Annotated in this window: 24 protein-coding genes and 1 pseudogene; 17 read left to right on the plus strand and 8 right to left on the minus strand. The window is 72.7% G+C overall.

Annotation, left to right across the window (positions count from 1 at the left end; translation table 11 throughout):
• Nucleotides 1-16: 16 nt before the first annotated feature.
• On the plus strand, nt 17-577 hold the full coding sequence (locus N912_RS0115835; protein ID WP_028923203.1) for a carboxymuconolactone decarboxylase family protein: 561 nt from the start codon (nt 17-19) through the stop codon (nt 575-577).
• A gap of 4 nt (nt 578-581) precedes the next feature.
• Here N912_RS0115835 and dctA read toward each other — a convergent pair whose 3' ends face one another.
• The 4 genes from dctA to N912_RS0115855 are packed head-to-tail and all read right to left on the minus strand — an operon-like array spanning nt 582 to nt 4993.
• The gene (gene dctA, locus N912_RS52190) at nt 582-1883 is read right to left on the minus strand and encodes a C4-dicarboxylate transporter DctA (RefSeq protein WP_037064464.1); all 1302 of its coding nucleotides are present in this window, start codon (nt 1881-1883) and stop codon (nt 582-584) included.
• A 23-nt stretch (nt 1884-1906) separates the two neighbouring features.
• Complete coding sequence (locus N912_RS0115845; protein WP_028923204.1) at nt 1907-2962, minus strand: tartrate dehydrogenase; 1056 nt, start codon at nt 2960-2962, stop codon at nt 1907-1909.
• 56 nt (nt 2963-3018) lie between these two features.
• Nucleotides 3019-3903, minus strand: a complete 885-nt coding sequence (locus tag N912_RS0115850) for a LysR family transcriptional regulator (protein WP_028923205.1) — start codon at nt 3901-3903, stop codon at nt 3019-3021.
• A 16-nt stretch (nt 3904-3919) separates the two neighbouring features.
• Nucleotides 3920-4993 carry a helix-turn-helix domain-containing protein gene (locus N912_RS0115855; RefSeq protein WP_028923206.1) on the minus strand — a complete coding sequence of 358 codons (1074 nt, stop codon included), beginning with the start codon at nt 4991-4993 and terminating at the stop codon, nt 3920-3922.
• Between the two features lie 144 nt (nt 4994-5137).
• Here N912_RS0115855 and N912_RS52195 point away from each other — a divergent pair, with 144 nt between their 5' ends.
• The gene (locus tag N912_RS52195; protein WP_064745259.1) at nt 5138-6643 is read left to right on the plus strand and encodes an FAD/NAD(P)-binding protein; all 1506 of its coding nucleotides are present in this window, start codon (nt 5138-5140) and stop codon (nt 6641-6643) included.
• Here the strand turns inward: N912_RS52195 and N912_RS0115865 are convergent.
• Complete coding sequence (locus tag N912_RS0115865; RefSeq protein ID WP_245645290.1) at nt 6570-7241, minus strand: nitroreductase family protein; 672 nt, start codon at nt 7239-7241, stop codon at nt 6570-6572. The genes N912_RS52195 and N912_RS0115865 overlap by 74 nt on opposite strands.
• Before the next feature lie 70 nt (nt 7242-7311).
• On the opposite strand from N912_RS0115865, the gene N912_RS0115870 reads away from it, so the two are divergent.
• The 6 genes from N912_RS0115870 to N912_RS0115895 all read left to right on the plus strand — a co-directional run bounded on the left by N912_RS0115870 (nt 7312) and on the right by N912_RS0115895 (nt 13274).
• Nucleotides 7312-7764 carry a MarR family winged helix-turn-helix transcriptional regulator gene (locus N912_RS0115870; RefSeq protein ID WP_028923208.1) on the plus strand — a complete coding sequence of 151 codons (453 nt, stop codon included), beginning with the start codon at nt 7312-7314 and terminating at the stop codon, nt 7762-7764.
• Nucleotides 7765-7884: 120 nt separating this feature from the next.
• On the plus strand, nt 7885-9354 hold the full coding sequence (locus N912_RS0115875) for a diguanylate cyclase family protein (protein ID WP_028923209.1): 1470 nt from the start codon (nt 7885-7887) through the stop codon (nt 9352-9354).
• A 53-nt stretch (nt 9355-9407) separates the two neighbouring features.
• Nucleotides 9408-10622 (plus strand): lipid II:glycine glycyltransferase FemX, encoded by a 1215-nt coding sequence (locus N912_RS60365; RefSeq protein WP_028923210.1) that lies wholly within the window; start codon nt 9408-9410, stop codon nt 10620-10622.
• Nucleotides 10623-10631: 9 nt separating this feature from the next.
• A complete protein-coding gene (locus N912_RS0115885; RefSeq protein ID WP_028923211.1) occupies nt 10632-11087 on the plus strand; it encodes a winged helix-turn-helix transcriptional regulator in 456 nt (151 codons plus the stop codon).
• Between the two features lie 223 nt (nt 11088-11310).
• A complete protein-coding gene (locus N912_RS0115890) occupies nt 11311-12693 on the plus strand; it encodes a cytochrome P450 (RefSeq protein ID WP_051580219.1) in 1383 nt (460 codons plus the stop codon).
• A complete protein-coding gene (locus N912_RS0115895) occupies nt 12690-13274 on the plus strand; it encodes a TetR/AcrR family transcriptional regulator (protein WP_028923213.1) in 585 nt (194 codons plus the stop codon). Before N912_RS0115890 ends, N912_RS0115895 begins: the two co-directional genes overlap by 4 nt.
• On the opposite strand, the gene N912_RS52210 is transcribed toward N912_RS0115895, so the two are convergent.
• Nucleotides 13261-13707, minus strand: a complete 447-nt coding sequence (locus N912_RS52210) for a MarR family winged helix-turn-helix transcriptional regulator (protein WP_169747882.1) — start codon at nt 13705-13707, stop codon at nt 13261-13263. The two genes, N912_RS0115895 and N912_RS52210, sit on opposite strands and share 14 nt — an antisense overlap.
• A 93-nt stretch (nt 13708-13800) precedes the next feature.
• On the opposite strand from N912_RS52210, the gene N912_RS0115905 reads away from it, so the two are divergent.
• From N912_RS0115905 to N912_RS0115925, 5 genes are all read left to right on the plus strand, one after another.
• The gene (locus N912_RS0115905) at nt 13801-14895 is read left to right on the plus strand and encodes a substrate-binding domain-containing protein (protein ID WP_425415293.1); all 1095 of its coding nucleotides are present in this window, start codon (nt 13801-13803) and stop codon (nt 14893-14895) included.
• 146 nt (nt 14896-15041) lie between these two features.
• Complete coding sequence (locus tag N912_RS0115910) at nt 15042-15326, plus strand: FmdB family zinc ribbon protein (protein ID WP_028923215.1); 285 nt, start codon at nt 15042-15044, stop codon at nt 15324-15326.
• Nucleotides 15327-15387: 61 nt separating this feature from the next.
• On the plus strand, nt 15388-16641 hold the full coding sequence (gene fmdA / locus N912_RS0115915) for a formamidase (RefSeq protein WP_028923216.1): 1254 nt from the start codon (nt 15388-15390) through the stop codon (nt 16639-16641).
• 18 nt (nt 16642-16659) lie between these two features.
• A complete protein-coding gene (locus N912_RS0115920) occupies nt 16660-17292 on the plus strand; it encodes an AmiS/UreI family transporter (RefSeq protein WP_028923217.1) in 633 nt (210 codons plus the stop codon).
• Nucleotides 17293-17319: 27 nt separating this feature from the next.
• Nucleotides 17320-18030 carry a M50 family metallopeptidase gene (locus N912_RS0115925; RefSeq protein WP_245645291.1) on the plus strand — a complete coding sequence of 237 codons (711 nt, stop codon included), beginning with the start codon at nt 17320-17322 and terminating at the stop codon, nt 18028-18030.
• Here the strand turns inward: N912_RS0115925 and N912_RS0115930 are convergent.
• Together N912_RS0115930 and N912_RS0115935 are read right to left on the minus strand one after the other, a co-directional pair.
• A complete protein-coding gene (locus tag N912_RS0115930; protein ID WP_028923219.1) occupies nt 18023-19351 on the minus strand; it encodes a purine-cytosine permease family protein in 1329 nt (442 codons plus the stop codon). The two genes, N912_RS0115925 and N912_RS0115930, sit on opposite strands and share 8 nt — an antisense overlap.
• A 3-nt stretch (nt 19352-19354) precedes the next feature.
• Nucleotides 19355-19954, minus strand: coding sequence for a TetR/AcrR family transcriptional regulator C-terminal domain-containing protein (locus N912_RS0115935; protein WP_028923220.1), 600 nt, complete (start codon nt 19952-19954; stop codon nt 19355-19357).
• Nucleotides 19955-20019: 65 nt separating this feature from the next.
• Here N912_RS0115935 and N912_RS0115940 point away from each other — a divergent pair, with 65 nt between their 5' ends.
• The 4 genes and pseudogenes from N912_RS0115940 to N912_RS65730 form a co-directional block, all read left to right on the plus strand.
• Complete coding sequence (locus tag N912_RS0115940; RefSeq protein WP_156993603.1) at nt 20020-22068, plus strand: hydantoinase/oxoprolinase family protein; 2049 nt, start codon at nt 20020-20022, stop codon at nt 22066-22068.
• On the plus strand, nt 22068-23738 hold the full coding sequence (locus N912_RS0115945; RefSeq protein WP_028923222.1) for a hydantoinase B/oxoprolinase family protein: 1671 nt from the start codon (nt 22068-22070) through the stop codon (nt 23736-23738). Before N912_RS0115940 ends, N912_RS0115945 begins: the two co-directional genes overlap by 1 nt.
• Nucleotides 23735-24958 (plus strand): amidohydrolase family protein, encoded by a 1224-nt coding sequence (locus N912_RS0115950; protein WP_028923223.1) that lies wholly within the window; start codon nt 23735-23737, stop codon nt 24956-24958. Before N912_RS0115945 ends, N912_RS0115950 begins: the two co-directional genes overlap by 4 nt.
• Nucleotides 24955-25299: pseudogene (locus tag N912_RS65730) on the plus strand (DUF4440 domain-containing protein); the annotation flags it as partial. The gene N912_RS0115950 and the pseudogene N912_RS65730, both read left to right, overlap by 4 nt.

The following is a 25299-nucleotide window of genomic DNA, read 5'->3' on the forward strand; positions in this document are numbered from 1 at the left end:
CGCCGAGGAGGCCGCCGTGACGCCGCGCATCGAGCCGCTGTCCGAGCCGTACACCCCGGAGGTCGCCGAGCGGCTCCGCGCGCTGATGCCGGGCGGCGGGGAGCCCATCCGGCTGTTCCGCACGTTCGTGCGCAACCTGCCGATGGCCGCCGGCCTCAACGCCTGGGGTGGCTACTACCTGAGCCGGCAACTGTCGCTGACGATGCGCGAGCGCGAGCTGGTGATCGACCGCACCACCGCGCGGTGCGGCTGCGACTACGAGTGGGGCGTGCACATCGCCGTCTACGGCGAGCGTGTCGGGCTGACGCCTGACCAAATAGGCTCGATCGCCCACGGCGCGGCGTCCGACCCGTGCTGGGACGCCCACGACGCGCTGGTGATCGAGGCGGTGGACGCGCTGCACGACACCGCGACGATCGGCGACGATCTCTGGGGGCGCCTGGCCGGGGAGTTCACCGAGGCACAGCTGCTGGACCTGCTGCTGCTCACCGGCTGGTACCACGCGATCAGCTTCGCGGCGAACGCCGCCGGGGTGGAGCCGGAGGACTGGGCGCCGAGGCTGGCCGACGCGCGGTGAGTGCTCACGCGTTGGCCAGGGCGGGCTGGGCGGGCGCCTCCGGTTCGGGGGTGCGGGTGCGCAGCACGCGGTTGACCCGGGCGGTGTCGAGCACGCGCTCCCAGCGGGCGACGACCAGCGAGGCGACGCTGTTGCCGGCCAGGTTGGTCAGCGCGCGGCACTCGGACATGAACTTGTCGATGCCGAAGATGAGCATGATGCCGGCGGCGGGCAGGGTGCCCACGGTGGACAGGGTGGCGGCCAGCGCGATGAACCCGGCGCCGGTGACGCCGCCGGAGCCCTTGGAGGTCAGCAGCATGACGGCCAGCAGGCCGAGCTGTTGGGCGACGGTGAGCGGGGTGTCGGTGGCCTGCGCGATGTAGACGGCGGCCAGCGAGAGGTAGATGGAGCTGCCGTCGAGGTTGAACGAGTAGCCGGTGGGCACGGTGAGGCCGACGATCTCGCGGCGGATGCCGAGGCCTTCGAGCTTGGCCATCAGCCGAGGCAGCACGCTCTCCGAGGAGGAGGTGCCGAGCACGATCAGGAACTCCTCGCGCAGGTAGCGCAGCAGCCGGAAGATGTTGACCTTGAGTAGCGCGGTGACGCCGCCGAGGATGACCAGCACGAAGAACAGCGAGGTGCCGTAGAACAGCGCGATGAGCTGGCCGAGGCTGGTCAGGGTGGAGATCCCGTACTTGCCGATGGTGAAGGCCATCGCGCCGAACGCGCCGACCGGGGCCGCGAGCATGATGTAGTGCAGGATCTTGAAGACCACCGCGCTGAGCCGGTTGACGCCCTCGACGATCGGCCGGCCCACCGGACCGACGGCCTTGAGCGCGACGCCGAACAGCGCCGCGAAGAAGATGACCTGCAGGATGTTGCCCTCGGCAAAGGCGCCGACCGCGCTGGTCGGCACGATGTCGGTGAGGAAGTGCCACCAGCTCTGCTCCTGGCCGGACTGGGCGTACTGGGCGGCGCTGCCGGACAGGCGCAGCTGGCCGGGGTGGGCGTGGACGCCCTCGCCGGGGCGGAAGGCGTTCACGGCGGCCAGCCCGACGAGGAGCGCGACCAGGGTGCCGGCCTGGAAGTAGACCAGGGCCTTGACGCCGACCCGGCCGACGCGGCGCAGGCTGTCCACGCCGCCGATCCCGGCCACGATGGTCAGGAACACGATCGGGGTGATGAGCATCTTGATGGCGGCCACGAACGTGGTGCCGACCGGTTCCAGCGCGACCCCGGCCGCCGGCCAGAGCCATCCGGTCGCGATGCCGGCCGCGATCGCGGTGAGCACCCAGAAGTAGAGCTGTCTGTACCAGGGGCGTGCCATGGCGTTTCTCCTCGTCGAGAACGTCAGAGGTGTTCGAGCAGCTTGTCGGTAAGCTCGTCGGTGGTGGCGCCGCCGCCGAGGTCGGGGGTGCGCACGTCGGTCTTGGCCAGCACGGCGGCGATCGCGTCGGTGATGTCCTTGGCCGCCTCGGGGTGGCCGAGGTGGTCGAGCATCAGGGCGGCCGACCAGATGGCGCCGAGCGGGTTGGCGATGCCCAGGCCGGCGATGTCCGGCGCGGAGCCGTGCACCGGCTCGAACATCGAAGGGAACGCGCGCTCGGGGTTGAGGTTGGCCGCCGGGGCGAGGCCGATCGAGCCGGCCACGGCGGCGGCGAGGTCGCTGAGGATGTCGCCGAAGAGGTTGGACGCGACCACCACGTCGAACCGGGCCGGGTCCAGCACGAGCTTCGCGGCCAGCGCGTCGACGTGCTCCGCCGCCCACCTGACCTGGGGAAACGACCCGCTGCGCTCGGCGACCAGCTCGTCCCAGAACGGCATGGTGTGCACGATGCCGTTGGACTTGGTCGCCGAGGTGAGGTGGCCCCGGCGGCGGGCGGCCAGGTCGAACGCGTAGTCCAGCACCCGGGTCACCCCGGGCCGGGTGAACACCGCCTCCTGCGCGGCCATCTCGTCGGGGAACCCCCGGTTGAGCCGGCCGCCGATCTCGCTGTACTCGCCTTCCACGTTCTCCCGGACCACGACCAGGTCGACCTCGCCGGCGACGGCCGCGCGCAGCGGGCTCTCCACCCCCTCGAAGACCCGGATCGGACGGAGGTTGACGTACTGGCGAAAGCCCCGGCGGATCGGGATCAGCAGCCCCCACAGGGAGACGTGGTCGGGCACCCTCGGATCGCCCACGGCGCCGAGCAGGACGGCGTCGCTGTCGCGCAGCCGGTCCAGCCCGTCGGACGGCATCATGGCGCCCTCGCGCAGGTATCGGGCGCAGGACCAGTCGTAGCCGGTGTAGGTCAGGCCGAAGCCGTGCCGGGCGCCGACCGCGTCCAGGACCCGCCGGGCCGGCGGCAGCACCTCGGCACCGATCCCGTCGCCGGGTATCAGCGCGATCCGATGGTTCGTCATGCGGTGATTCGAACAACCCCGCCCCGGGGGCGTCCAAGACGCAGATACGGCCTGCCTTATAGGCCAGGCTTATCGGTGGCGCCGTCCAGGAAGGCACGGGCGGCGGGGGACGGCTCCGCGCGGCGGGCGACCAGGCCGATCCGCAGGGTGGTCTTCGGCTCCACGTCGTGCACCAGCGCGCCGGCCCGCTCGGCGAGGGCTCGCCACGACTCGGTGACCACCGCGAGCCCGACCCCGGCCAGGACCAGCGGCAGGATCGCCACCCGGTGCTCGGTCTCGACCACCATGCCGATGCCGATGCCCTGTTCGCGCAGGCCGTCGACGTACGCGCGCATCCCGGTGCCGGGCTGGCCGACGATCAGCCGGTGCCCGGCCAGCTCCTCGCGGGCGACCGCCCGCCCGGCCGGGAACGGGCCGTCGGGCGGGCCGACCACCACGAACCGCCGCTCGCCGACCAGGTGGGAGCGCACCTCCCTGTCCGGCAGCGGCCCCGTGGTGGCCAGCAGGCCCAGCTCGGCCGAGCCGGTGCGCACCATGTCGACGACGTCGCGCGGGGTGAACGCCGCCCGGATGCTCACCGACACCCCGGGGTGGCGGCCGCTGAACTCGCTGATCATCGTGGTCAGCGGCTCCACCGCCTGGGACGGCATCGCGGCGATGTCCAGCGCCCCCTCGCGCAGCCCGTGCACGGCCGCGACCCGGGCGCGGGCGGTGTCCAGGCTGCGCACCGCCTCCCGCGCGGGCTCGATCAGGGCCTTGCCGGCCTCGGTGAGCACCGCCCGGCGCCCGATCCGGAAGAACAGCTCGCTGCCCAGGTCGCGCTCCAGCGACCGCACGGTCTGCGACAGCGAGGGCTGCGAGACGTACAGCGCCGACGCCGCCCGGTTGAACCCCCCGTGGTCCACGATGGCCAGGAAGTACACCAGCTGCCGGATGTCCATCCGACGATTCTGCTGGTTAGTGCCGGACGGAGTAGTGCTCGGTGAACAGGCGCGCGACCAGCTCGCCCCGGCTGGACACCGCCGTCTTGTCGAAGATCACCTTGAGGTGGTCGCGGACGGTGTGCGGCGAGATGAACAGCCGGGCGGCGATCTGTCCGGTGGGCAGGCCGCGCGCGACCTCCTGCGCGACCTGCAGCTCGCGCGGGGTCAGCTCGTAGGCCTCGGCGACGAGCACCCCCAGGTCGGACGCGGTCGCGGGCTCGATCACCAGCGCGACCGGGCCGGGTCGCCCGTCCGCGCCGGTGAGGGCGGACGCGTGGCAGGCCAGCCACCGGCCCCGGTCGGTGCGGATGCGGGTGCGGGCGGGCGCCCGGTCGTGACCGCTCGCCACCGCGCGCGCCTGCAGGGCCGTGCCGAGCACCCAGATCGGCAGTCGCACGCCGAGCGCGGACGGCACGGACGGGCCGTCGGGCAGGCTCGCCAGGTGCTCGCGGGCCTCGTCGTTGATCGACGTCGCGGTGCCGTCCTGGTCGAAGAGCACCAGCCCGGTGCCCGGCGGCGGCTCGCCGGTCACGGGTAGCGGCCGGGCCAGGCGCCGCAGCCGGGTGGCCAGCGGCGCCGACAGCGCGGCGAGGAGGTCGACCTCGTCGCGGCCGAACGGCGCGCCGCGGTCCCGGAACAGGCTCACCACCGCCCAGGGCCGGCCTCCGGCGCGCGCCACGCCGCGCAGCTCGTCGTGCACGCCCTGGCCCCGGAGCAGCCGGCGGTACCGCGCGCAGCGGGCGGGCAGGTCGTCGGTGGCCGCCCTGAGTCCGGCGGCCGGGACCGGCGCGCGGGCCAGGTCCCGGAACGGGAGGACGTTCTCCTCCAGCAGCTCGCTCTCCCAGTACTCGGCGCAGCGCTCCCGCCCGCCGAGGCCCTCCACCACCATCGGCGCGGTGACCAACCCGGTCTCCGGGTCGGTGGCCGCCCACACCGCCGCGTCGAAGGGCAGCGCGCGGCGCAGCCGTTCCGACACCTGTGTGAACACGCCCTCAGCGTCTGCCGCCCGCTCGGCGCCGGCCAGCACCCGCGCGACCCGCCCGCCCATGACGTCCTCCCGTGTCCCCTCCGCGGTCCAGCGTGCGCGGCCGGCACCGTTCGCGCCAACCCCTCAGGTGAGGGGGTCATTCCCGACGAGGTCACCCGTGCTTGCGGGATGGGGACACGGCCCGGTGGCGCCGAGGCTTGCCGCATGAGCATCGGAGTCATTGGAGTCATCGGAGCCGGCGCGGCCGCCGCAGGGCTGCTGGACGCGCTGGCGAGCAACGCCGGAACCGACGGGGCGGTGACCGTGTTCGAGCCGTCGGCGAACCTCTGGCGTGGCCGACCGTACGCGCCGGACCTGGACTCGGTGCTGGTCAACGCCCCGCCCGCGATCATGTCCATCCGCCACGGGGACCACGGCCACTACACCGCGTGGCTGGGCGCGCGCGGCGACGAGCACCTGGACCCGGGGATGGGCACGCCGCTGGTGCCCCGCGCCTTCTACGGCGAGTACCTGGAGCACACCGCCGAGAAGGCGGTCGCGGCGCTGCGCGAACGCGGCTGGCGCGTGCAGGTCGTCCCCTCGGCCGTCCTCGCGGCGGCACCCACCGCCGGCCGGTTGGCACTGCGGACCGCCGACGGCCGCGAGCACCTCGTCGACCGGGTCGCGCTGTGCGTCGGCGGCGGCACGCCCCACGACCACTACGGGCTGGCGGGCGCGCCCGGGTTCGTCGCTGATCCCTACCCGCTCGCGCGCACCCTGGACTCCGTACCCCCAGACCGCCACATAGCGGTGATCGGCAGCGGCCTGACCGCGGTGGACGTCGCCGTCTCCCTCGCCGCGCGCCGCCACACCGGCCGGATCAGCCTGCTCTCACGCACCGGCATGCTCCCGCACGTCTGGCAGCGTCCGAACGCCCACCAGCCGCGACACCTGACCATCGCCCGGATCGAGCAGCGACGGGGCGGGATCACCCTCGACCACCTGGCCGCCCTGCTGCGCGAGGAGATGGCGGATGCGGGCGAGGACTTCGACGCGCTGGTCGCCGACCTGTGCGCGGCCCGATCCGAAGCGCCAACCGCCCGGCTGCGTCGCCAGGTCGCCGCGATCACTGCCCCCAAGATCGGCCGGCGGGTGCTCCAACAGGCCTCCCACACCGTCGGCCCGCACGCCTGGGCGCTGCTGCCCGAGCGGGACCGGGACCGGCTGCGCGCCTGGTCCCGCACCGCGACCAGCGTCGCCTCGCCCATGATCCCGGTGAACGCCGTGCGGCTGCTCGAGCTGCTCGACTCCGGCCAGCTCGACATCCTGGCCGGAACCCGCCGGATCACCCACCGCGACGGTGGCTTCGCCGTCGAGACGACCCGCGCCGGCGAACGCCGCGCCGACGTCGTCATCAACGCGGTGAACCCCCCACCGCACGCCGTCCCCCACACCGCGGCGGCGCTGGTAACCACCCTGGTCGACGCCCGCATCGCCACCCACCACCCGTCCGGCGGCGTCGTCCCCGCCGACCCGCGGCTGCACGTCGTGGGCGACCTCGCCGGCGGCGGCCCGTTCCTCACATCGAGCATCCCGGGCCTCGCCGCCGGGGCGGCCGCCGCCGCCCGCGCCCTGCTCCCCGCCGCCTGGACCGGCCTCACCACGCGTCCCAGTGCAGGACCTGGTCGCGGTCGATGCGCGCGGCCGGCCGGAAGTCGGTGCCGAGGGTGAAGGCCAGCGGGATCAGGGCGGCGAGCATGATCCTGTCGTGCGGGACGCCGAGGACCGAGGCCAGCTCGCGCTCCAGCGGGGCTTGTGCGGTGGTCCAGGCCGTGCCGAGGCCGCGAGCGCGGGCGGCGAGCATGAAGCTCCACACGGCGGGCAGGATCGAGCCCCAGGTGCCGGCCTGCTCGGTCACGTCCGCGCGGTCGGTGCGGCCCTCGACGGCCGGGATGACCAGGGCGGGCACCCGGTGGATGTGCTCGTAGAGGTGGCGCGACCCGTCCGCGATCCGCTCCCACGAGCCGGGGTGGGCGGTCATCCGGCGCAGGTCGCGCTCGGTCAGCGGGGTGCCGTGGGCGAGCTGGACGGCCGCCCGGTAGACGTCGGCGACGGCGCGGCGGCGGGCCTCGTCGGTGACGACCAGGAAGTGCCAGCGCTGGCGGTTGCGCCCGGTGGGGGCCTGGGTGGCCAGGTCGACGCACTCCTCGATGAGGCGGCGCGGCACCGGCCTGGTCAGGTCGAGCCGCTTGCGCACCGCGCGGGTGGTGGACAGCACGTCGTCGGCGGACAGGTTCAGCGACATCGAGGCGTCCTTTCGTCTGTCCATAAATCATCTGTACTAAGAAGGTCTCTTGTCAAACGATCGGCGGACAGACGGCCTGTGCTAGCGTGCGGGCATGCCGACCAGGACGGGTGCCGCCTACTTCGGCCGGCTCGCGGCGGAACGCCCGGACATCGCCCTGTGTCGCGCCTCGGCGGACGTGGCGCGCGCCGCGGAGGCGGCGGCCGGGAAGAGCGGCCTCGGGGTGGGCCATCACCTGGTGCTGAAGATGCTCGCGGCCGTCGGACCCTGCTCGCAGCGGGTGCTCGGTGAGGAACTGCGGATCGACCGGAGCGTCATGGTCGGCATCGCCGACGAGCTGGAGCGGTCCGGCTATGTCCGCCGCGAGCGCGACCCCGGGGACCGGCGCGCCTACGCGGTCACCGTCACCGAGGCGGGCCGGCGGGCGCTGGCCGAGGCGGAGCGGGCCGTGCCCGAGTTCCTGGACAGCACCTTCGCCGCCCTCACCGCCGCCGAGCGCGACCAGCTCACCTCCCTGTTGGGCAAGCTGCTGGTGACGGTCTCCTAACGGTTGCCGATCGGGCGCGCCCTCGGGGGGCCGTGCCCGGTTAGGCACCGTGGATGGGGGTCGTTCCAGGCAAGGGGGAGGGTGACACATGGACAGGGGCACATCGGCTGGCGGGCGCCCATGACGAGGTCCGTCTTACCGGCGTCCGAGCACACGGCCGAGCCGGGCCCGGACCCGGAGGAGCTGGGGACCCGCGAACAGCTGCGGTGGTTCGGCACGCTGTGGGTGATCGCGGCGGCCGCGCACTTCACGGACGAGCGCCCGCTCGGGGTGTTGTCCGCGCTGGCCTTCGGCCTGCCGCTGCTGGCGTACCCGACGTCGGCCGCGGCGTTCGGCCTGTTCGTGGCCGGCGCGGCGGTGACCGCGGCGATGGCCCTGCCCGAGGCGGCCAACCACCACGTGCTGAGCCTGTTCGTCGCGCTCGCGTTCGGCGGGGCGGCCGCAAGGGCGTGGGCGAGGAGGAACCGCGCGGACGGCCGCGGCGGGTTCCTGGTCCGCTGGTTCCAGGCCGCCCGCACCCCGGCGATGCTCACCCTGCTCGTGGTCTACCTGTTCACCGTCTTCCACAAGCTGAACACCGCCTTCTTCGACCCGGCCACGTCCTGCGCGGGCGCCCTGCTGGGCAACATGATCAAGGACAACGGGCTGGCCATCGGCGTCGATCCGGCGGTGGTGTGGGTCGCGGCGATCGGCACGGTGCTGGTCGAGACGGCCATCCTGGTCCTGCTGGCGGTGCCCCGGACGCGGCGCTGGGGCCTGCTGCTCGGGATCGGGTTCCACCTGGTGCTGGCGCCCGCGTCGTTCTGGGACTTCGCCACCATGGTGTTCGCGCTGTACCTGCTGTTCGTCCCGACCCGGGTGTTCGCCGGCCTGGCGCCCCGGGCGGTCAGGGCCCGCAGGATCGCGCTGATCGCCTTCGGGGTGCACCTGCTGCTGTCCGTCGCGGTGAGCCTGAGCGGCGGCGCGAGCGCGAACAGCCTGTTCGGCCTTCGCTCGCACACGCTGATCGTGCTGGCCTGGTACGTGGCGGTCATCCCGATGCTGGTCGCGCTGCTGCGGGCCTGCTTCGCCGACCGGGGACCCTGGCCGGGCTACCGGCTGCGCCCGGCCTGGCTGCTGGTCGTCCCGCTGCTCGCGTTCGTCAACGGCGCCGTGCCTTACCTCGGGCTCAAGACGGTGTCCAGCTACAACATGTTCAGCAACCTGCACACCGAGCAGGGCGCCACCAACCACCTGCTGCCCGGCCTCGTCGGACTGCAGCTCGCGCCGTACCAGCTCGACACCGTCACCCTGACCAGGGTCGACCTGCGCACCGACCAGAACACCGGGCCGGTGTCCGAGCCCAACTGGGTGCGGGAGAAGCCGCCGACCACCGTGCCGTGGCTGGAGCTGCGGCTGCTGGTGGCGGACTGGCGCGACGACGGTGTCGCGGGCGTGCGCCTGGAGTACGAACGCGGGGGACAGGCGCACGTGGTGCCCGACGCGCTCACCGACCCGGAGCTGGGCGAGCCGCCGGCCTGGTGGCAGCGGCACCTGCTGGCCTTCCGGGCGATCTCGTCGGGCGACGGCCCGGACAAGTGCCGGTGGTGAGTACCCCCCGGGTGTGACTCTCAGGAACGGTACGGGATGCTCGGTTACCGACAGTGGTTACACCGCCGGCCTCCCTGGAGGGGTGCCCTATCGCTCTGTGCAGCCCCGCGACCGATGTCACCGTCGAGCTGACGGACAGTCCTCCCCCCGACGCCCTCGCGGGCTGGCGCCGCCTGGTCGCCGAGTCGCCCGGCGGTGACGTCACCCAGCTGCCCGGCTGGGCCAGCGTGCGTGCCGAGGCGGGGTTCTCCGCTCGGTACCTGCTGGCGTACCGGGGTTCGCGGGCCGAGTCCGAGCTGGTCGGCGGCGCGCAGGTGCTGGAGCGGCGGTTGCCGGTCGTGGGCCGGGTGGGCTACATCGCGTACGGCCCGCTGCTGGCCGCGCACCTGGGCGGCGGAGACAGCGGCGACGGCGGGGACGGCGAGCCGGCCGCCTCGGTGCGGCGCGCACTCGGCGCGGCAGTGGCCGAGCTGGGCCGGCGCGAGGAGCGGATGCTGTTCGTGCAGCCGCCGCCCGGCGCGGACGTGCTCGGCGCCGACCTGTTGGAACGCGGTTTCCGGCGCTCCGAGGCCGGCATCGCGCCGGGCCAGTCGCTGCGGCTGGACCTGACAGCCTCGCCGGACCGGCTGCGCGCCGGGCTGAGCCGTCGGCTGCGGACCTGGACCAACCGGTGGGCCAGCCGGGGCATCACGGTCCGGGCGGGCACCCAGGACGACCTCCCGGTGCTGGCGCGGATGGTGGCGAGCTCCGGGCAGCACCAGGGCTTCATGCCGATGTCGGAGGAGTACCTGCGCACGCTGGTCACCGAGCTCGGCGACGCCGCCGTGCTGTTCGTCGGCGAGCTGGAGGGCCGGCCGGTGGCGGCCGCGCTGTTCACCCGGTGCGCCGGCGTGCTGCGGCTGCGGTTCGCCGGGATGGACCGCGACGACGCCGTCGGGCGGTACAACGTGCCGGCCGCCGTGCAATGGCACGCGATCAGGTGGGCGCGCTCGGTCGGGCTGCGGTGGTTCGACTTCGGCGGCATCAGCGTCGAGGCCGCCGACCTGCTGGACGACGGCGGCCGCCGCGACGAGCTGCGCGGGGTGGACAGGTTCAAGGCCGGCTTCGGCGGCGAGCTGTACCGCTGCCCGCCGGCCGTCGAGCTGATCTCCTCGGCGCCGCTGCGGATGTGCTACGACGTGTCCCGCCGCGCCCCCGCCGGCCGTCGGGGGATCGCGCTGGCCAAACGCGCGCTGCGCACCGGGCGGCCGCTAGCGTGGCGCAAGTAAGCTGGTCGGATGCTCGGTCGGACCTACGGCAACCAGAACTGCTCGGCCGCGCGCGCCCTGGAGGCCGTGGGGGAGCGGTGGAGCCTGCTGATCATCCGGGACGCCATGTTCGGCGGCGTCACCAGGTACACCGACTTCCAGCGCAACCTGGGCATCGCGCCCAACATCCTGGCCGCTCGGCTGGACGGGTTCGTCGAGGCCGGGCTCATGCGCACCCGCCAGTACTCCGACCAGCACCGCGAGTACCTGCTCACCGACAAGGGCTGGGACCTGCAGCCGGCGATCATCGCGCTGACCGAATGGGGTGACCGGTGGGCGGCCCCCGCCGGCCCGCCCGCCGTCTACCGACACCGCGACTGCGGCGGCCACGTCCAACTCCGTACCCACTGCTCGACCTGCGGCCAAACGCCACCGCCCGCCCAGGTCGCCGCCCACCCCGGCCCCGGCCGAGACCCGGCCAGCTGATCGACCCTCCCGCGAGTCGGGCGTCTGGGCACACCGAGTCGGGCGTTTCGGCACATCCGCGTGGTGTGCTGGAACGCGCGACTCAGGGTGCTGACACGCCCGACTCGCGGATGGGTCTTGGCGGGCGTTCACCCGTGGGTCGCGGACTCCACGACTTGACCTGTGAATCTGGATTCACGTACGGTGTTGCGTGAATCCAGATTCACATCGCGGGGAGGCGACGATGAGGTCAGCGACTCCGACGGCGGCCGCGCCGGGGCGAGCCGGGTTCCCGCCCGGCCCGCGCCTGCCGGCCCCGCTGCAGGCCATCGACTGGCTGCGGGGTTCCACGTCGGTGCTGCGGCGCTGCCACCGGCGCTACGGCGACATGTTCACGGTGAACCTGGTCGCGAAGGTGGCCGCCGGGCCGGCCGCCGACGCCGAGCACGGCCGCTGGGTCTTCCTCGCGCATCCCGACCACGTCAAACAGTTGCTCACCGCCGACCCCTCGGCCGTGCGCACCGGCGAGACCAACAGGTTCCTGGAGCCGCTGGTCGGGCCGCGCTCGATCCTGGTGCTGGACGGGCAGGAGCACCGGGCGCAGCGCCGGCTGATGCTGCCGCCGCTGCACGGCGACCACATCGCGGGCTACGGCGAGCTGATGTCCGAGGTCGCCGAGGCCGAGCTGCGGCGCTGGCCGGTGGGGGAGCCGTTCGGACTGTGGCCGAGCATGCAGGCGATCACCCTGGAGATCATCGTCCGCGCTGTGTTCGGCGTCCGCGACCCCGACCGGGTGCGGCACGTGACGGGCGTGCTGCGCACCCTGCTCAACCGGATGACCAGCCCGGCATGGCTGGCCGCCCACGCCGCGCTGGCCACCGTGGCGGGGTCGAGCCCGGCGGGGTTCTCCCGCGCCGGCCGCCGCCTGATCGACCCGGTCGACGACGTGATCAACGACGAGATCGCCCGCCGCCGCGTCGCCCCCGACCTGGAGGACCGCACGGACATCCTGTCGCTGCTGGTCAGGGCGCGCTACAAGGACGGCTCCGCGATGACCGACCGGGAGCTGCGCGACGAGCTGATGACGCTGCTGATCGCCGGCCACGAGTCCACCGCCACGGCGCTGGCCTGGGCGTTCGAGCGGCTGCTGCGGCATCCGGACGCGCTGGAGCGGGCGCGCGCGGAGGCCGACACCGGCGGCGAGGACTACGCCGGCGCCGTCGCGAAGGAGGCCCTGCGGCTGCGCCCGGTGCTGCCGTTCGTGCTGCGCGCGCTGGGCCGGCCGATGGAGATCGGCGGGCACGCGCTGCCGGCCGGCGCCTGGCTCGCACCGTGCGCGTACCTGATCCACCGCCGCCCGGACGTCTACCCGGAGCCGCTGCGGTTCCGCCCGGAGCGGTTCCTGGAACGGCCGGAGGGCGCGTACACCTGGATGCCGTTCGGCGGCGGCGTGCGGCGGTGCCTGGGCGCGAGCTTCGCCCAGTTGGAGATGCGGCGGGTGCTGCGGGCCGTGCTCCGCCACGCCGACCTGGAGCCGGCCGACCCGGAGGCGGAGCGGATCAGCGCGCGGTTCATCACGCTGGCGCCCGCGCGCGGGGCCAGGGTGGTCCTGCGGGGGCGCCGGTGAGCACCCGCGACCGGCTGCTGCGCGCGGCGGCCGAGCTGATCGAGGACAGCGGCTACGCCCACGCGTCCGTCGGCGCGGTCGCCGAGCGCGCCGGGCTGGCCGCGGGCGCGCTGTACCGGCACTTCCCGTCCAAGGCCGAGCTGTTCGCCACGGTGTTCCGGGCGGAGGCCGAACGGGAGCTGGCCGCGATGGTGGCGGCGGCCGGCCGGTCCTCGGACTTCCCCGACCGGCTGGACGCGGTGATCAGCACCTACGCGACGGGCGCGCTCGGCAACCGCCGGCTGGCCTGGGCGCTGGTGTACGAGCCGGTGGACGCGCTGGTCGACGCCGAGCGCCTGACCTACCGGCGGCGCTACCGCGACGGGATGGCCGAGCTGCTGCGCGAGGGGGTACGGGCTTGGGCGATCCCCGAGCAGGACGTGGACCTGGCCGCGGCGGCGGTGGTCGGGGCGATCGCCGAGGCGCTGGTCGGGCCGCTGTCGCCGGTGGCGGGCGCGACCCCTCCGGACGCCCAGATCATCGACGCGATCATCGCGTTCTGCCGCCGCGCGGTCGGACTGCCGGTCGTCAGCCGGGCGTGACCTCGCCGGCGGGCGTGGCGTCCCGCCGCAGGCCACGGGACAACCGGCGCAGCAGGTCGTCGAGCAGGTCGGCGTCCGTACCCAGGATCTCCCGCAGCTGTTGCTGGACCTCGGCCACTGCCTCGTCCCACCTGGCGAGCGCCTGGTGCCCGCGCGGGGCGGCGAAGACGAGCACCCGCCTGCGGTCGGCCTCGTCGGAGCGGCGCGACACCAGGTTCGCCGACACCATCCGGTCGACCAGCTTGCTCAGCTTCGGTGGCAGCAGCATGGCGTGCTCGGCGACCACGTTCATCGGGCAGCCGCCCCGCTCGACCAGCAGCGACAGGACCCGCCACTGGTCGATCTCCGCGCCGTGCACCTTGAGCGCCTCGTCGAGACGCTGGGTGACGGCGCGCTCCACCATCGAGAGCTGCCGAAGGGACTCATCACTCATCGGGGGTGTGCGAGCCGGGCGCGCCCTCATCAACGAATGCTATCCCTGCGTTTGGAGTAACACGACACGTGCGCGAATGGCTAGCGTATCGCCATGACCCCGGTGGTGCCGGCGCACCTGACGGTGCCGCCGCAGCGCGGGCGCGATGTGCTCAACATGGCGCTCGTCATTCCGCTGCAGGGGCCCGCCGGCATCTTCGGGCCGTCCTGCGAGAGCTGCGCGGCGCTCGCCATGGAGGAGGTCAACGCCGAGGGCGGCGTGCTGGGGCGCGAGCTGAACCTGGTGCCGGTGGACGGCGGGACGGCCCCCTCGGTGGTCGCCACGGACGTCGACGCGCTGATCCGCGCCGGCGCCGTGGAGGCCGTCACCGGGTGGCACATCTCCGCGGTGCGGGAGGCCGTGGCGCCCCGGATCGACGGGCGGGTGCCGTACGCGTACACCGCCCTGTACGAGGGCGGCGAGCGCCGGCCGGGGGTGTTCCTGACCGGTGAGACGCCCGACCGCCAGCTCGCTCCGACGCTGGAGTGGTTCGCCGGCTCGGCGGGGGTCCGGCGCTGGACGATCGTCGGCGACGACTACGTGTGGCCGCGCGGGTCCGCGCGGGCCGCGCACCGCTACCTGCGGCGGATCGGCGGGACCGTCTGCGACGAGATGTACGTCCCGCTCGGGACCTCGGACTTCTCCGGGGTGCTGCGCCGGGTGGAGGCCAGCGGCTGTGAGGCCGTGCTGATGCTGCTGATCGGCGACGACGCCGTCGAGTTCAACAGGGCGTTCAGCGCCAGCGGGCTGGACAGGGACGTGCTGCGGTTCAGCTCGCTGATCGACGAGAACGTGCTGCTCGCGTCGGGGGCGGACAACACGCGCGGGCTGATGACCTCCGCCGGGTACTTCGAGGACCTGGCGACGACGTCGGGCATGGACTTCGCGGCCACCTACTTCCGCCGGTTCGGCCCGGACGCGCCGGTGCTCAACAGCCTGGGCGAGTCCTGCTACGAGGGCGTGCGGATGCTCACCGAGCTGATGCGCCGCGCCGGCTCGGTCGAGGTGCCGCCGGTGATGGCGGTGTCCGAGGGGCTGGCCTACGAGAGCCCGCGCGGCACCGTCGAGGTCCGCGACCGGCACCTGCGGCAGCGGGTCTTCCTCGCCGTCGCCGACGGGCTGTTCTGGGACGTCATCCAGGAGCTCTGACCCCGGCGGGTGTGACCGTTGACACCCACGATGACGCAGAGTACTTTTTTTGGAAACTATTTCCGTCGATTGTGATCTCCTTGTGCAGCTCACGAGGCTGCCGAGGGACGTGGTTCTCCAGGCTCGGGTGCGGAAGGTAAGCCGCCATGGCGACGTACGCGTATCGATGCGACAGCGACGGTCCGATCGAGGTTCGCCGGCCGATCGGCACCGCGCCGGACACCGTCGCCTGCCCGAGCTGCGGCGGGCCGTCAGCCCGGGTCTTCAGCCCACCGATGCTCGGCCTGGCCGACCGGGGGCGCATGGCCGTGATCGACCGCGCCGAGGCGTCCGGCTCAGAGCCCGCCGTGGTGTCCTCACCGCCGCCGTCCCGCCGCCGTGCCCCGGCCGCACGCCCGGACCCCAGGACCCGAGGACTGCCGCGTCCCTGACCGCGCACCGGTTTCGAGTTTTCCGCACACAGGTTTCTCACAACACCTGAGGAGTTCTGCCATGCCCGAGGTCGTGTTCCCGCTCGACTCCCAGAAGAAGTTCACCGAGCAGCGCATCGTCGGTCACAACCGCTGGCACCCGGACATCCCGGCCCTGGTCCAGGTCAGGCCGGGCGACACGTTCCGGGTGCACTGCCGCGAATGGTTCGACGGCGCCATCCACAACAACGACTCCGCCGACGACATCCTGAACGCCCCGCTGGCCGGCGTGCACGTGCTGTCCGGCCCGATCGCCGTGCAGGGTGCCCAGCCCGGTGACCTGCTCATCGTCGACATCCTGGACGTAGGCCCGATCCCGCAGGAGGACTCCGGCCCGCTGGCCGGCCAGGGCTGGGGCTACACGGGGGTGTTCGCCACCCGCAACGGCGGCGGGTTCCTCACCGAGCAGTTCCCGGACGCCTACAAGGTGATCTGGGACTTCCAGGGCGGCGTCGCGACCTCGCGGCACGTGCCCGACGTGTCGTTCACCGGCATCGTGCACCCCGGCCTGATGGGCACCGCGCCCTCGGCGGACCTGCTGTCGAAGTGGAACGCCCGCGAGGGCGACCTGATCGCCACCGACCCGGCCAGGGTGCCGCCGCTGGCGCTGCCGCCGCTGCCGGAGTCGGCGATCCTGGGCAACCTGACCGGCGACGAGTTCGACCGGATCGCCGCCGAGGCCGCCCGCACCGCGCCGCCCAGGGAGAACGGCGGCAACCAGGACATCAAGAACCTCACCAAGGGCTCGCGGGTGTTCTACCCGGTGTTCGTCGACGGCGCCAAGCTGTCCATGGGCGACCTGCACTTCTCCCAGGGCGACGGCGAGATCACGTTCTGCGGCGCGATCGAGATGGGCGGGTTCATGGACCTGCACGTGGACGTGATCAAGAACGGCATGGAGCTGTACGGGGTGTCGGAGAACGCCGTGTTCATGCCGGGCCGGACCGACCCGCAGTACAGCGAGTGGCTGGCCTTCTCCGGCACCTCGGTGACCCTCGACGGCGAGCAGCGCTACCTCGACTCGCACCTGTCGTACCAGCGCGCCTGCCTGCACGCCATCGACTACCTGACCAAGTTCGGCTACAGCGACATCCAGGCGTACATGATCCTGGGCGCCGCGCCGATCGAGGGCCGGCTGTCCGGGGTGGTGGACATCCCGAACTCCTGCTCGACCGTCTACATCCCGACCGAGATCTTCGACTTCAACGTCCGGCCCGGCAAGGAAGGGCCGCACAAGATCGACCCCGGGATGGGCGTCCCCAGGGCCGCGGCGTGACCTGAGAGGTCCGGACTCATGGGATCCGTGGGACTGCTGTTCGTCGGGGCCGTGCTGTTCATCAACGGAGCGATGCTGCTGGGCTGGGTCGACGCCAAGTCGGCCGCGCCGATCAACTTCTTCGTCGGCGGCCTGCAGATCATCACCCCGACCTACCTGATATTCACCGCCAACGGCAACGCCGACACCATCCTGTCGGCGGCGGGCCTGTACCTGTTCGCGTTCACCTACCTCTACGTCGGGCTCAACCTGGTGTTCGACCTGGACGGGACGGGCCTGGGGTACTTCTGCTTCTTCGTGGTGCTGTCCGCCCTGGTCTACTCGGGCCTGAACTTCGTCCGCTTCGGCGATCCCGGTTTCGGCGTCATCTGGCTGTACTGGGCGTTCCTGTGGCTGTTGTTCTTCCTCGTGCTGGGCCTGAAGCGGGAGAGCCTGAGCCGCTACACCGGCGCGGTGTGTGCCATCCAGGGCTGGGTCACGGCGTGGCTGCCGGCGTTCCTGCTGCTCACCGGGCGGTACAACGACTACGTCGGGCCGCTCACGATCGCGCTCGTAGTGTTCGGCGTGGTGGTGTTCGTGGGCTTGTACGTACGGATGAGAAAGGGGGGCGCACAGCCGGTGGAGCCGGCCGCGCAGCACGCTCCGGCCTGAGCCAGGCCGCGTGCCAGACTGGCGGGCGTGGCGAACGGGACGGTGACACTGGACCGGGTCGTCGACACCGTCGTGACGCTGGCCGACCAGCGCGGCGCCGTGGTGTTCGCCGCGGTGCTCGCGCTGGTCGCGGTCGGGTGGACGGCGGTGTGGCGCTGGGCGCGCACGGTCGTGACGATCGCCCACGAGGGCGGGCACGCGATCGTCGCGGTGCTGGCCGGCCGGGGGCTGACCGGCATCCGGCTGCACGCCGACACCTCGGGGTTGACCGTCTCGACCGGTGCCCGCCGGGGGCCGGGGCTGGTGTTCACCATTCTGGGCGGCTATCCGGCGCCGTCGGTGCTCGGGCTGGGCGGGGCGGCGCTGGTGGCGGCCGACCGCGCGGCGCTGATGCTGTGGATCGCGATCGGGCTGCTGGTGGCCGCGCTGGTGCACGTGCGCAACGCGTACGGGGTGTTCGCCGTGGTGGTCACCGGGGGGTTGGTCGGCGCCGTCGCGGGGTGGGGCGGGCCGGGGCTGCGTGACGGGTTCGCCGCCGCGCTGTGCTGGTTCCTGCTGTTCGGCGGCGTGCGGGCGGTGCGGGAGCTGTGGCGCACCACGCGGTGGACGCGCGGCACCTCGGACGCGGACCTGCTCGGCGCGCTCACCTGGCTGCCCCGGTCGCTGTGGGTGATCCTGTTCGGGCTGGTCGCCGCGGCCGCTGTGGTCGCGGCGGGTGGGTTGCTGCTGTTCAGCTGACCGGCGCGCGGTCGGCGCCCTCGGTGACGGCGACGCCCACGCCGCGCACCCAGCCCAGGCGGCCGGCGGCCACGTAGAGGACGAACGCCAGCACCAGCGCGTTGACCGTCCCGATGCCGATCGGTACGAACATGCCGACCAGCGTGGACGCCAGCCAGATGAGCAGGCTGGCCGGCACCCACACCGGGGCATGACCAGGGGCTCGGGTCTCGTCGGCGCCGCTCTGGCGCAGGTCGTCGCGCCAGGTTCGGACCACGAAGTACTCCGCGAGCATGATGCCGGCCACGGGGGAGAAGGTGTCGCCGAGCAGCGTCAGGAACGTGGCGAACGACCCGATGACGTTCGCGGCGGCCAGGACGGACCCGACGACGCCCATCGCGAGCGCCACCGCGCCCCGGTGCACCTTCCGGCCGAAGACGGCGTCGGCGAAGATCACGAACCCGAGGCTCGCGGAGTAGAGGTTCCAGTCGTTGATCTTCAGCGCGGACAGGACGGTGACCAGGACGCCGATCCAGCCCACCGCCGAGAGCACGATGACGACGACGTTCTCGGTGCGGGTGGCGTGGGCGAGGAGCACCCCGGACAGGCCGATGAAGAACTCGCCGAGCGTGATCCCCAGGACGGTCTGCTTCACCACGTCGCCGACCGTGCGGTTGAACCGCGTCATGTCGCAGGTGATCACCGCGGTCAGCATCGTTCCGCCGGCGACCAGGCCGGCGCCCTGCGCCACGCTCATCGCCGGCCCCGGCGCGGGCGAGGCCACCAGCGCGGCGAGCGGGTGGTCGGTCAGCGTGGAAGCGATCGCCCAGCCGACGAGGATCACGAACGGCGGCACCGTCAGGTAGGCCGTCCACGCCATGGAGTTGAAGCCGAACACCACGATCAGCGTGACGACCAGGCCGAACACCAGCGACCACGCCCACTCGGGCAGGCCGCCGAGCAATTGGGTGAGGCCCTGCGCGGAGATCTGGGTCTGCACGCCGAACCAGCCGATCAGCGAGATGCCGATGATCAGCCCGATCAGGCTCGCCCCGCCCTTCCCGAAGCCGGCCCAGCGGGCGATCATCGAGGTGGACATGCCCTCGCGCACGCCCAGGACCCCGACCAGGATCGTGATCAGCTCGAAGACCACCGACCCGCAGACGAACGCCCAGAACGCCTCCCAGAACGTCATCCCGACACCGAGCGTCGAACCGAGCAGGAACAGCGGCAGCGACGACATGGTGCCGAACCGCTGCATCGCGACGGACAACCATCCGTGCCGGCGTTCGCGCGGAATCCGCCCCGCCGCGAAGTCGTCGGCCCCAATGTGTCGGGACATTCCTCAGCTCCTTGGCGAGTGCCGGAGAATGACGTCCAGCCCGAACTCGAACCGTTCCGGGAAGGCCGTTGTGGCGATCTCTTCGGAGACTTCGTGCAGGGCCGGGTGCTCCTCGGTCGAGGCGATCTGGAGCGACCCGTCGGCGCGTCTCTGTTCCTCGCCGACCAGGCCCTGCACGAAGTAGGTCAGCGTCCAGCTCGTCCAGACCGCCTCGCGCCGGGGCAGGCCGTCGAGCAGCGCGCTGATCAGCTCGTTCTCGAATCGGAGCACGTTCGGGTCGATGCTCGGCATGCCGGTCATCAGCTGGGCGCTGTCCCGGTGGGAGAGCAGGGTGGCGCGCAGCCGGCGCATGATCTCCCGGGTGCGGCTCTCCCAGTGGTCGGGGAGGTCGTCGTAGCTGACCTCGCCGATGATTCTGTCGATGAGCAGTTCCAGGAGGCGGCGTTTGTCCTTGACGTGCCAGAGGACGGTTTGCATGGACACGTCGAGGCGCGCGGCAATGGCGCGGGTGGAAAGGCCGTCGAGCCCTTCGGCGTCGAGCACCGCCAATGCGGCGTCGAGCACGGCGGTCACCGTGAGTCCTTTGGGGACGGTGCGCGCCATCGGCCGAACCTAGCCATGACCGTTCACTCTGTCAACGACAGAGTGTTCGCCGTATGCTGCTCGCCGTGGATGCGAGGTCGGTGCGGGTCGCGGTGGACATCGGCGGGACGTTCGTGGACGCGATGGAGCTGGACGGGCGGACCGGGGCGGTGCGGTTCCGGAAGGCGTCCACCACGCCGGCGCGGCCGGCCGAGGGGGTGCTCAATGCGATCACCGCGCTGGGTACGGACCTGGCCGGGGCGGAGCTGTTCATCCACGGCACGACGCTGGGGTTGAACGCGGTGCTGGAGCGGCGCGGCGAGACCACCGGGATCATCACCAACGAGGGCCTACGGGACGTCTTCCTGCTCGGGCGGGGCAACGTCCCGGACGCGCACATGTACGACTTTCAGTACGGGCGGCCGGCTGGGCTGGTGGAACGGCGCAACACGGTCGGCGTCCGGGGGCGGATGGACTACCGGGGCAACGTCCTGGACGAGCTGGACGAGGACGGCGTGCGGGAGGCCGCGCGGGTGCTCGTGGAGGAGCACGGGGTGGGGTCGGTCGCTGTCTGTTTCCTGCACGCGTTCCGCGACCCGTCGCACGAGCGGCGCGCGGCGGAGCTGGTCCGGGAGGCGTATCCGCACGTCACGGTGTCCGTATCGACCGACATCGCGCGGGAGTACCGGGAGTACGAGCGCACCAGCACCACGGTGCTCGACGCGTACATCCGGCCGATCTTCGAGCGGTACGTGGGGGAGCTGGAGCGTTCGCTGTCCGTGCGCGGGTTCGCCGGGCGGTTCCGGATCATGCGCTCCGGTGGCGGGTCGATGTCGGCCGAGGCGGCGAAGGTGTCGCCGACGCACACGATCCTGTCCGGGCCGGCGGGCGGGGTGGTGGGCGCGGCGTTCCTGGCCGAGGCGCTGGGGCGGCGCGATCTTCTGACGTTCGACGTGGGCGGCACGTCGCTGGACACCTGCGTGATCGAGCGCGGCGGCGCGGTGACCGCGCACGAGGCGAGGCTGGAGGACTACCCGCTGCTGGTGCCGACCTACGACATCCGCACCATCGGCGCTGGCGGCGGGTCGGTGGCCTGGCTGGACGGTGGGCTGCTCAAGGTCGGGCCGCACAGCGCGGGCGCGGATCCCGGGCCGGTCTGTTACGGGCGGGGTGGGACCGAGCCGACGGTCACGGACGCGGCGGTCTGCCTGGGTTACGTGGATCCGAAGAGCTTCCTGTCCGGCGAGATGGACCTGCACGCGGACGCCGCGCGCGCCGCTCTGCGCGGGGAGATCGCCGGGCCGTTGGGGATGGACGTCCAGGCCGCGGCGGCGGGGGTGTTCGACGTGCTGTTGGCGCGCACCGTCGGCGCGGTCCGGCAGATCACCGTGGAGCGCGGGCACGACCCCCGGGAGTTCTCGCTGCTGGCCTTCGGCGGCGCCGGGCCGCTGCTGGCGCCGCTGTTGGCCAGGGAGATGGGCATCCGGGAGGTGATCGTGCCGTTCGCGCCGTCCGGGTTCTCGGCGTGGGGGATGCTCAGCGCGGACGTCGTGGAGGACGTCTCGCGCACGGTGATGTCGCCGCTGGACGAGCTGGACATGTCCGCTCTTCAGGGGATGTTCGACGAGCTGGGCGCGCAGGCGTCGGCGTCGGTCGCGGCGCAGGGCGTACCGGCCGGCCGGGCGGTGCTGGAGCGCCACCTGGAGATCCGCTACCTCGGCCAGGAGCACACCCTGCCGGTCCCGGTCGCGCAGGGGGTGCCGGACGCGGCGGCGGTGCGGGCGGAGTTCGAGCGGCTGCACCGGCTGCGCTACGGGCACGTCATGAACGACCGCCTGCAGGTGCTCACCGTGCGGGTGCGCGGCATCGGCCGGAGTGAGCCGCTGCAGGTCCCGGTGCTGCCCGCCGGCGACGGCTCCCCGGGGCGGGCACTCACCGGCAGCCGAGACGCGTTCGACTTCGACACCCGCGGCACGGCGTCGTTCGCGGTCTACGACCGTTCGCTGCTGGAGCCCGGTGACGTCTTCCCCGGGCCGGCGCTCGTCGACGAAGGAACCTCGACCACCGTGGTGCACGGCGGCCAGTCAGTGCACGTGGACGAACACGGTTATCTGACGGTACGGGAGGCCCGGTAGTGACGACGCCCGATGGCGCCACCGTGGAGGTGGTGCGGTCGTACCTGGTCGCCGCGGCGGAGGAGATGCGCGCGACGCTGATCCGCACCGCGTTCAACCCGGTGATCTACGAGGTGCTCGACTTCGGCATCTCCGTCTACGACGCCCGGATGCGGCTGGTCGCCGAGGCGGCCGGGATGACGTTCTTCCTCGGCGCGAACGACTACTCGCTGGCCAAGGGCGTGGAGTACGTCGGCGCGCAGAACCTGCACCCCGGCGACATCGTGCTGCTGAACTACCCGTACTGGAACGCCGCGCACGCCTCGGACGCGACGTTGTTTATGCCCGTCTTCCACGGCGACCCGCAAACCCTCGTCGGCTACCTGTGCGTGCGGGTGCACTGGATGGACCTGGGCGCCAAGGACCCCGGCTACGTCCTCGACTCCACCGACATGCACCAGGAAGGCGTGATCTTCCCGGGCACCAAGGTGTTCGAGCGCGGCGAACCGGACGAGAAGATCCTGGAGCTGCTCCGGTTCAACTCGCGCATGCCGGAGCTCGTGATCGGCGACCTGCACGCCCAGGTCGCCGCCCTGCGGACCGGCGAGCACCGGTTCCACGAGATCCTGGCCAAGTTCGGCGCCGACACCGTGACGGCATGCGTGGACCGCTACCTGGAGGCGGCCGAGGTCAAGGCGCGGGCGAGGCTGCGGGAGCTGCCGCAGGGCTCCTGGACGGCCACCGACTGGCTCGACGACGACGGCATCAGCGACGATCCGATCCTCATGCGGGTCACGGTGACGATCGCGGACGGCACGCTGACCTGCGACTTCACCGGTTCGGCCGGCGCGGCGCGGGGGCCTGTCAACATGCCGTTCGGGGCCACGCTGGCCATGTGCAAGGTGGTGCTCAAGGCGCTCACCTCGCCCGACGAGCCGACCAACGCCGGCACCACCGCCGCGCTGCGGGTCGTCGCCCCGCCCGGGTCGCTGTTCCACGCGGTGTACCCGGCGCCCACCTACACCCTGTGGACGGGCATCGTCGCGTTCGAGCTGATCTACAAGGCGCTCGCGCAGGGCATGCCCGAGCTGCTGGCGGCCAGCACCGGCGGGGACATGCCGGGGTTCATGATGGTCGGCGAGCACCCGGAGACCGGCGAGTTCTACGCGATCAGCAACAACGAGCCGGTGGGCTGGGGCGCAAGCCCCGGGCACGACGGCAACCACGCCACCATCCACATCTCGGCCAGCACCTCGCGGAACACGCCGCTCGAAGTGCTGGAGGCGCGCACCGGGATGATCTTCGAGCGGGTGGAGATCCGGGAGGACTCGTCGGGCGCCGGCCGGTTCCGGGGCGGGTGCGGGCTGCGCCGCGACATCCGGTTCCGCGCGCCGGGGGAGTTCCTGTCGGTGATCAAGAAGACGAAGACGCGGCCGTGGGCGATCGGCGGCGGACATGAGCCCGAGCCGAACCAGGTGGTCGTCTTCCCCGGCACCGACCGCGAGCACCGGGTGAGCACGAAACGGGTGGCGGTGGCGCCCGGTGACCGGATCACGGTGCTCACCGCCGGCGGCGGTGGCCACGGCGACCCGCGCGAGCGGGATCCCGACCTGGTGCGCCGCGATGTCGCCCAGGGGTACGTCTCGCCGGCGGTCGCCCGCGAGGTCTACGGCGTGGAGGTGGATCGGTGACAGACGTGCTGGTGCGCGGTGCGACGCTGGTCGACGCGGTCGGCGAGCGGACGGTGCCGGGCGCGGCGGTGTGGGTGCGCGACGGCCGGATCGTCCGGTGTGGGCCGGAACGGGATCTCAGCGTCCCGGCCGACCGGGTGGACGTCGACCTGGACGGCGGCTACCTGATGCCCGGACTGGTCAACATGCACACCCACCTGTCGCTGTCGCTGCCCGGGCGGGCGGGGGAGGAGATCCTCGCGCTGGATGCGTACGGGCTCGCCCTGTACATGGCGGCGGGCGCGCGCCGGACCCTGCACGGCGGGGTGACCACCGTGCGCTGCGTCGCGGAGAAGGACCACGCCGAGTTCGCGCTGCGGCGGGCCATCGAGCGCGGCGAGGTGCCCGGACCTCGGATCTTCACCGCGGGCCGGGGCCTGGCGTGCACCGGCGGGCACGGCCACTCCTCCACCGACACCCTGGAGTGCGACGGCCCCGACGGCTTCCGCCGAGGCACCCGGGAGCAGCTCAAGGTCGGCGCCGACCTGATCAAGGTGATGATCTCCGGCGGCATCGCGGGTGAGCACGAGGCGATCCATACCCCCCAGCTGACCGGCGACGAGATGGCCGCCGTGATCGACACCGCGCACGCGTGGGGCCGCAAGGTCACCGCGCACGCCGGCCCGGCGCCGGTGATCGAGGAGGCGGTCCGCCTGGGGCTGGACTGCGTGGAGCACGGCTACCAGCTCACCGAGCCGGTGGTCGCGCTGATGGCCGAGCGCGGCGTGCACCTGGTGCCGACGCTCGTGGTCACCCGCTGCGGCGAGTTCTTCGACGAGCTGGGCGTGCCGCCGTGGATGCAGCGCCGCTCGCTGGACGCCGGGCCGCGTCACATGGGCAGCTACCGGATGGCCCTGGCGGCCGGCGTGCCCGTCATGTTGGGTAGCGACATGCCGCCGTTCTGGCAGTTCGAGGGGACGAGCGCCACGGTCCGCGAGCTGGAGTACATGGCCGAGGGCGGGCTCGCGCCGTACCCCGCGCTGCGGGCGGCCACGATCGTCCCGGCGCGCTGGCTCGGCGCCGAGCACGACATCGGCACCGTCGAGGAGGGCAAGCTCGCCGACCTCATCGCGACCCGCGACGACCCCACCAGGGACATCTCCGCGCTGCGCACCCTGAACTGGGTGATGAAGGGCGGCGAGGTGGTGCGTGACGACCGTCGGGATTGGCGGTCGCCATGACCGAGATCGCCGCCGTGGTGGAGGGGCTGTACCGCGCGCTCGGTGACCGGGCCGCGTTCGACGCGTACCTCGACCCCCGCATCACTATCTGGGAGAGCGACGCCGACCGGCTGCTGGACGGCCTGCCTTCGCTGGATGAGCTGCGCGACCGGCGGGCCGCGCGAGCGTCGGGTCCGTCGCCGGTGTCGGTCGCGCCCGAGGACATCCGGGCGGACGTCTGGGGCGACACCGCCGTCGCCCGGTACCTGCTGCGCGCCCGGTTCCCCGCGCCGTCGGCCGACCGCTGCTTCCGGGTCACCGACGTGCTGCGCCGCGACGACGAGCACGGCTGGCGGATCGTG

The organism is Actinospineispora acaciae DSM 45401, from assembly GCF_000620785.1.
Lineage (GTDB): Bacteria > Actinomycetota > Actinomycetes > Mycobacteriales > Pseudonocardiaceae > Pseudonocardia > Pseudonocardia acaciae.

Excerpts from the sequence above, each read along its gene's own strand:
- N912_RS52210 (WP_169747882.1), bottom strand. The coding sequence starts at position 13,707 with ATGAGTGATGAGTCCCTTCGGCAGCTCTCGATGGTGGAGCGCGCCGTC.
- N912_RS0115910 (WP_028923215.1), top strand. The coding sequence starts at position 15,042 with ATGGCGACGTACGCGTATCGATGCGACAGCGACGGTCCGATCGAGGTT.
- N912_RS0115850 (WP_028923205.1), bottom strand. The coding sequence starts at position 3,903 with ATGGACATCCGGCAGCTGGTGTACTTCCTGGCCATCGTGGACCACGGG.
- dctA (WP_037064464.1), bottom strand. The coding sequence starts at position 1,883 with ATGGCACGCCCCTGGTACAGACAGCTCTACTTCTGGGTGCTCACCGCG.
- N912_RS0115930 (WP_028923219.1), bottom strand. The coding sequence starts at position 19,351 with ATGTCCCGACACATTGGGGCCGACGACTTCGCGGCGGGGCGGATTCCG.
- N912_RS0115855 (WP_028923206.1), bottom strand. The coding sequence starts at position 4,993 with ATGGGCGGGCGGGTCGCGCGGGTGCTGGCCGGCGCCGAGCGGGCGGCA.
- N912_RS0115890 (WP_051580219.1), top strand. The coding sequence starts at position 11,311 with ATGAGGTCAGCGACTCCGACGGCGGCCGCGCCGGGGCGAGCCGGGTTC.
- N912_RS0115865 (WP_245645290.1), bottom strand. The coding sequence starts at position 7,241 with ATGGACAGACGAAAGGACGCCTCGATGTCGCTGAACCTGTCCGCCGAC.
- N912_RS0115905 (WP_425415293.1), top strand. The coding sequence starts at position 13,801 with ATGACCCCGGTGGTGCCGGCGCACCTGACGGTGCCGCCGCAGCGCGGG.
- N912_RS0115870 (WP_028923208.1), top strand. The coding sequence starts at position 7,312 with ATGCCGACCAGGACGGGTGCCGCCTACTTCGGCCGGCTCGCGGCGGAA.
- fmdA (WP_028923216.1), top strand. The coding sequence starts at position 15,388 with ATGCCCGAGGTCGTGTTCCCGCTCGACTCCCAGAAGAAGTTCACCGAG.
- N912_RS0115845 (WP_028923204.1), bottom strand. The coding sequence starts at position 2,962 with ATGACGAACCATCGGATCGCGCTGATACCCGGCGACGGGATCGGTGCC.
- N912_RS52195 (WP_064745259.1), top strand. The coding sequence starts at position 5,138 with ATGAGCATCGGAGTCATTGGAGTCATCGGAGCCGGCGCGGCCGCCGCA.
- N912_RS0115875 (WP_028923209.1), top strand. The coding sequence starts at position 7,885 with ATGACGAGGTCCGTCTTACCGGCGTCCGAGCACACGGCCGAGCCGGGC.
- N912_RS0115920 (WP_028923217.1), top strand. The coding sequence starts at position 16,660 with ATGGGATCCGTGGGACTGCTGTTCGTCGGGGCCGTGCTGTTCATCAAC.
- N912_RS0115935 (WP_028923220.1), bottom strand. The coding sequence starts at position 19,954 with ATGGCGCGCACCGTCCCCAAAGGACTCACGGTGACCGCCGTGCTCGAC.
- N912_RS0115885 (WP_028923211.1), top strand. The coding sequence starts at position 10,632 with ATGCTCGGTCGGACCTACGGCAACCAGAACTGCTCGGCCGCGCGCGCC.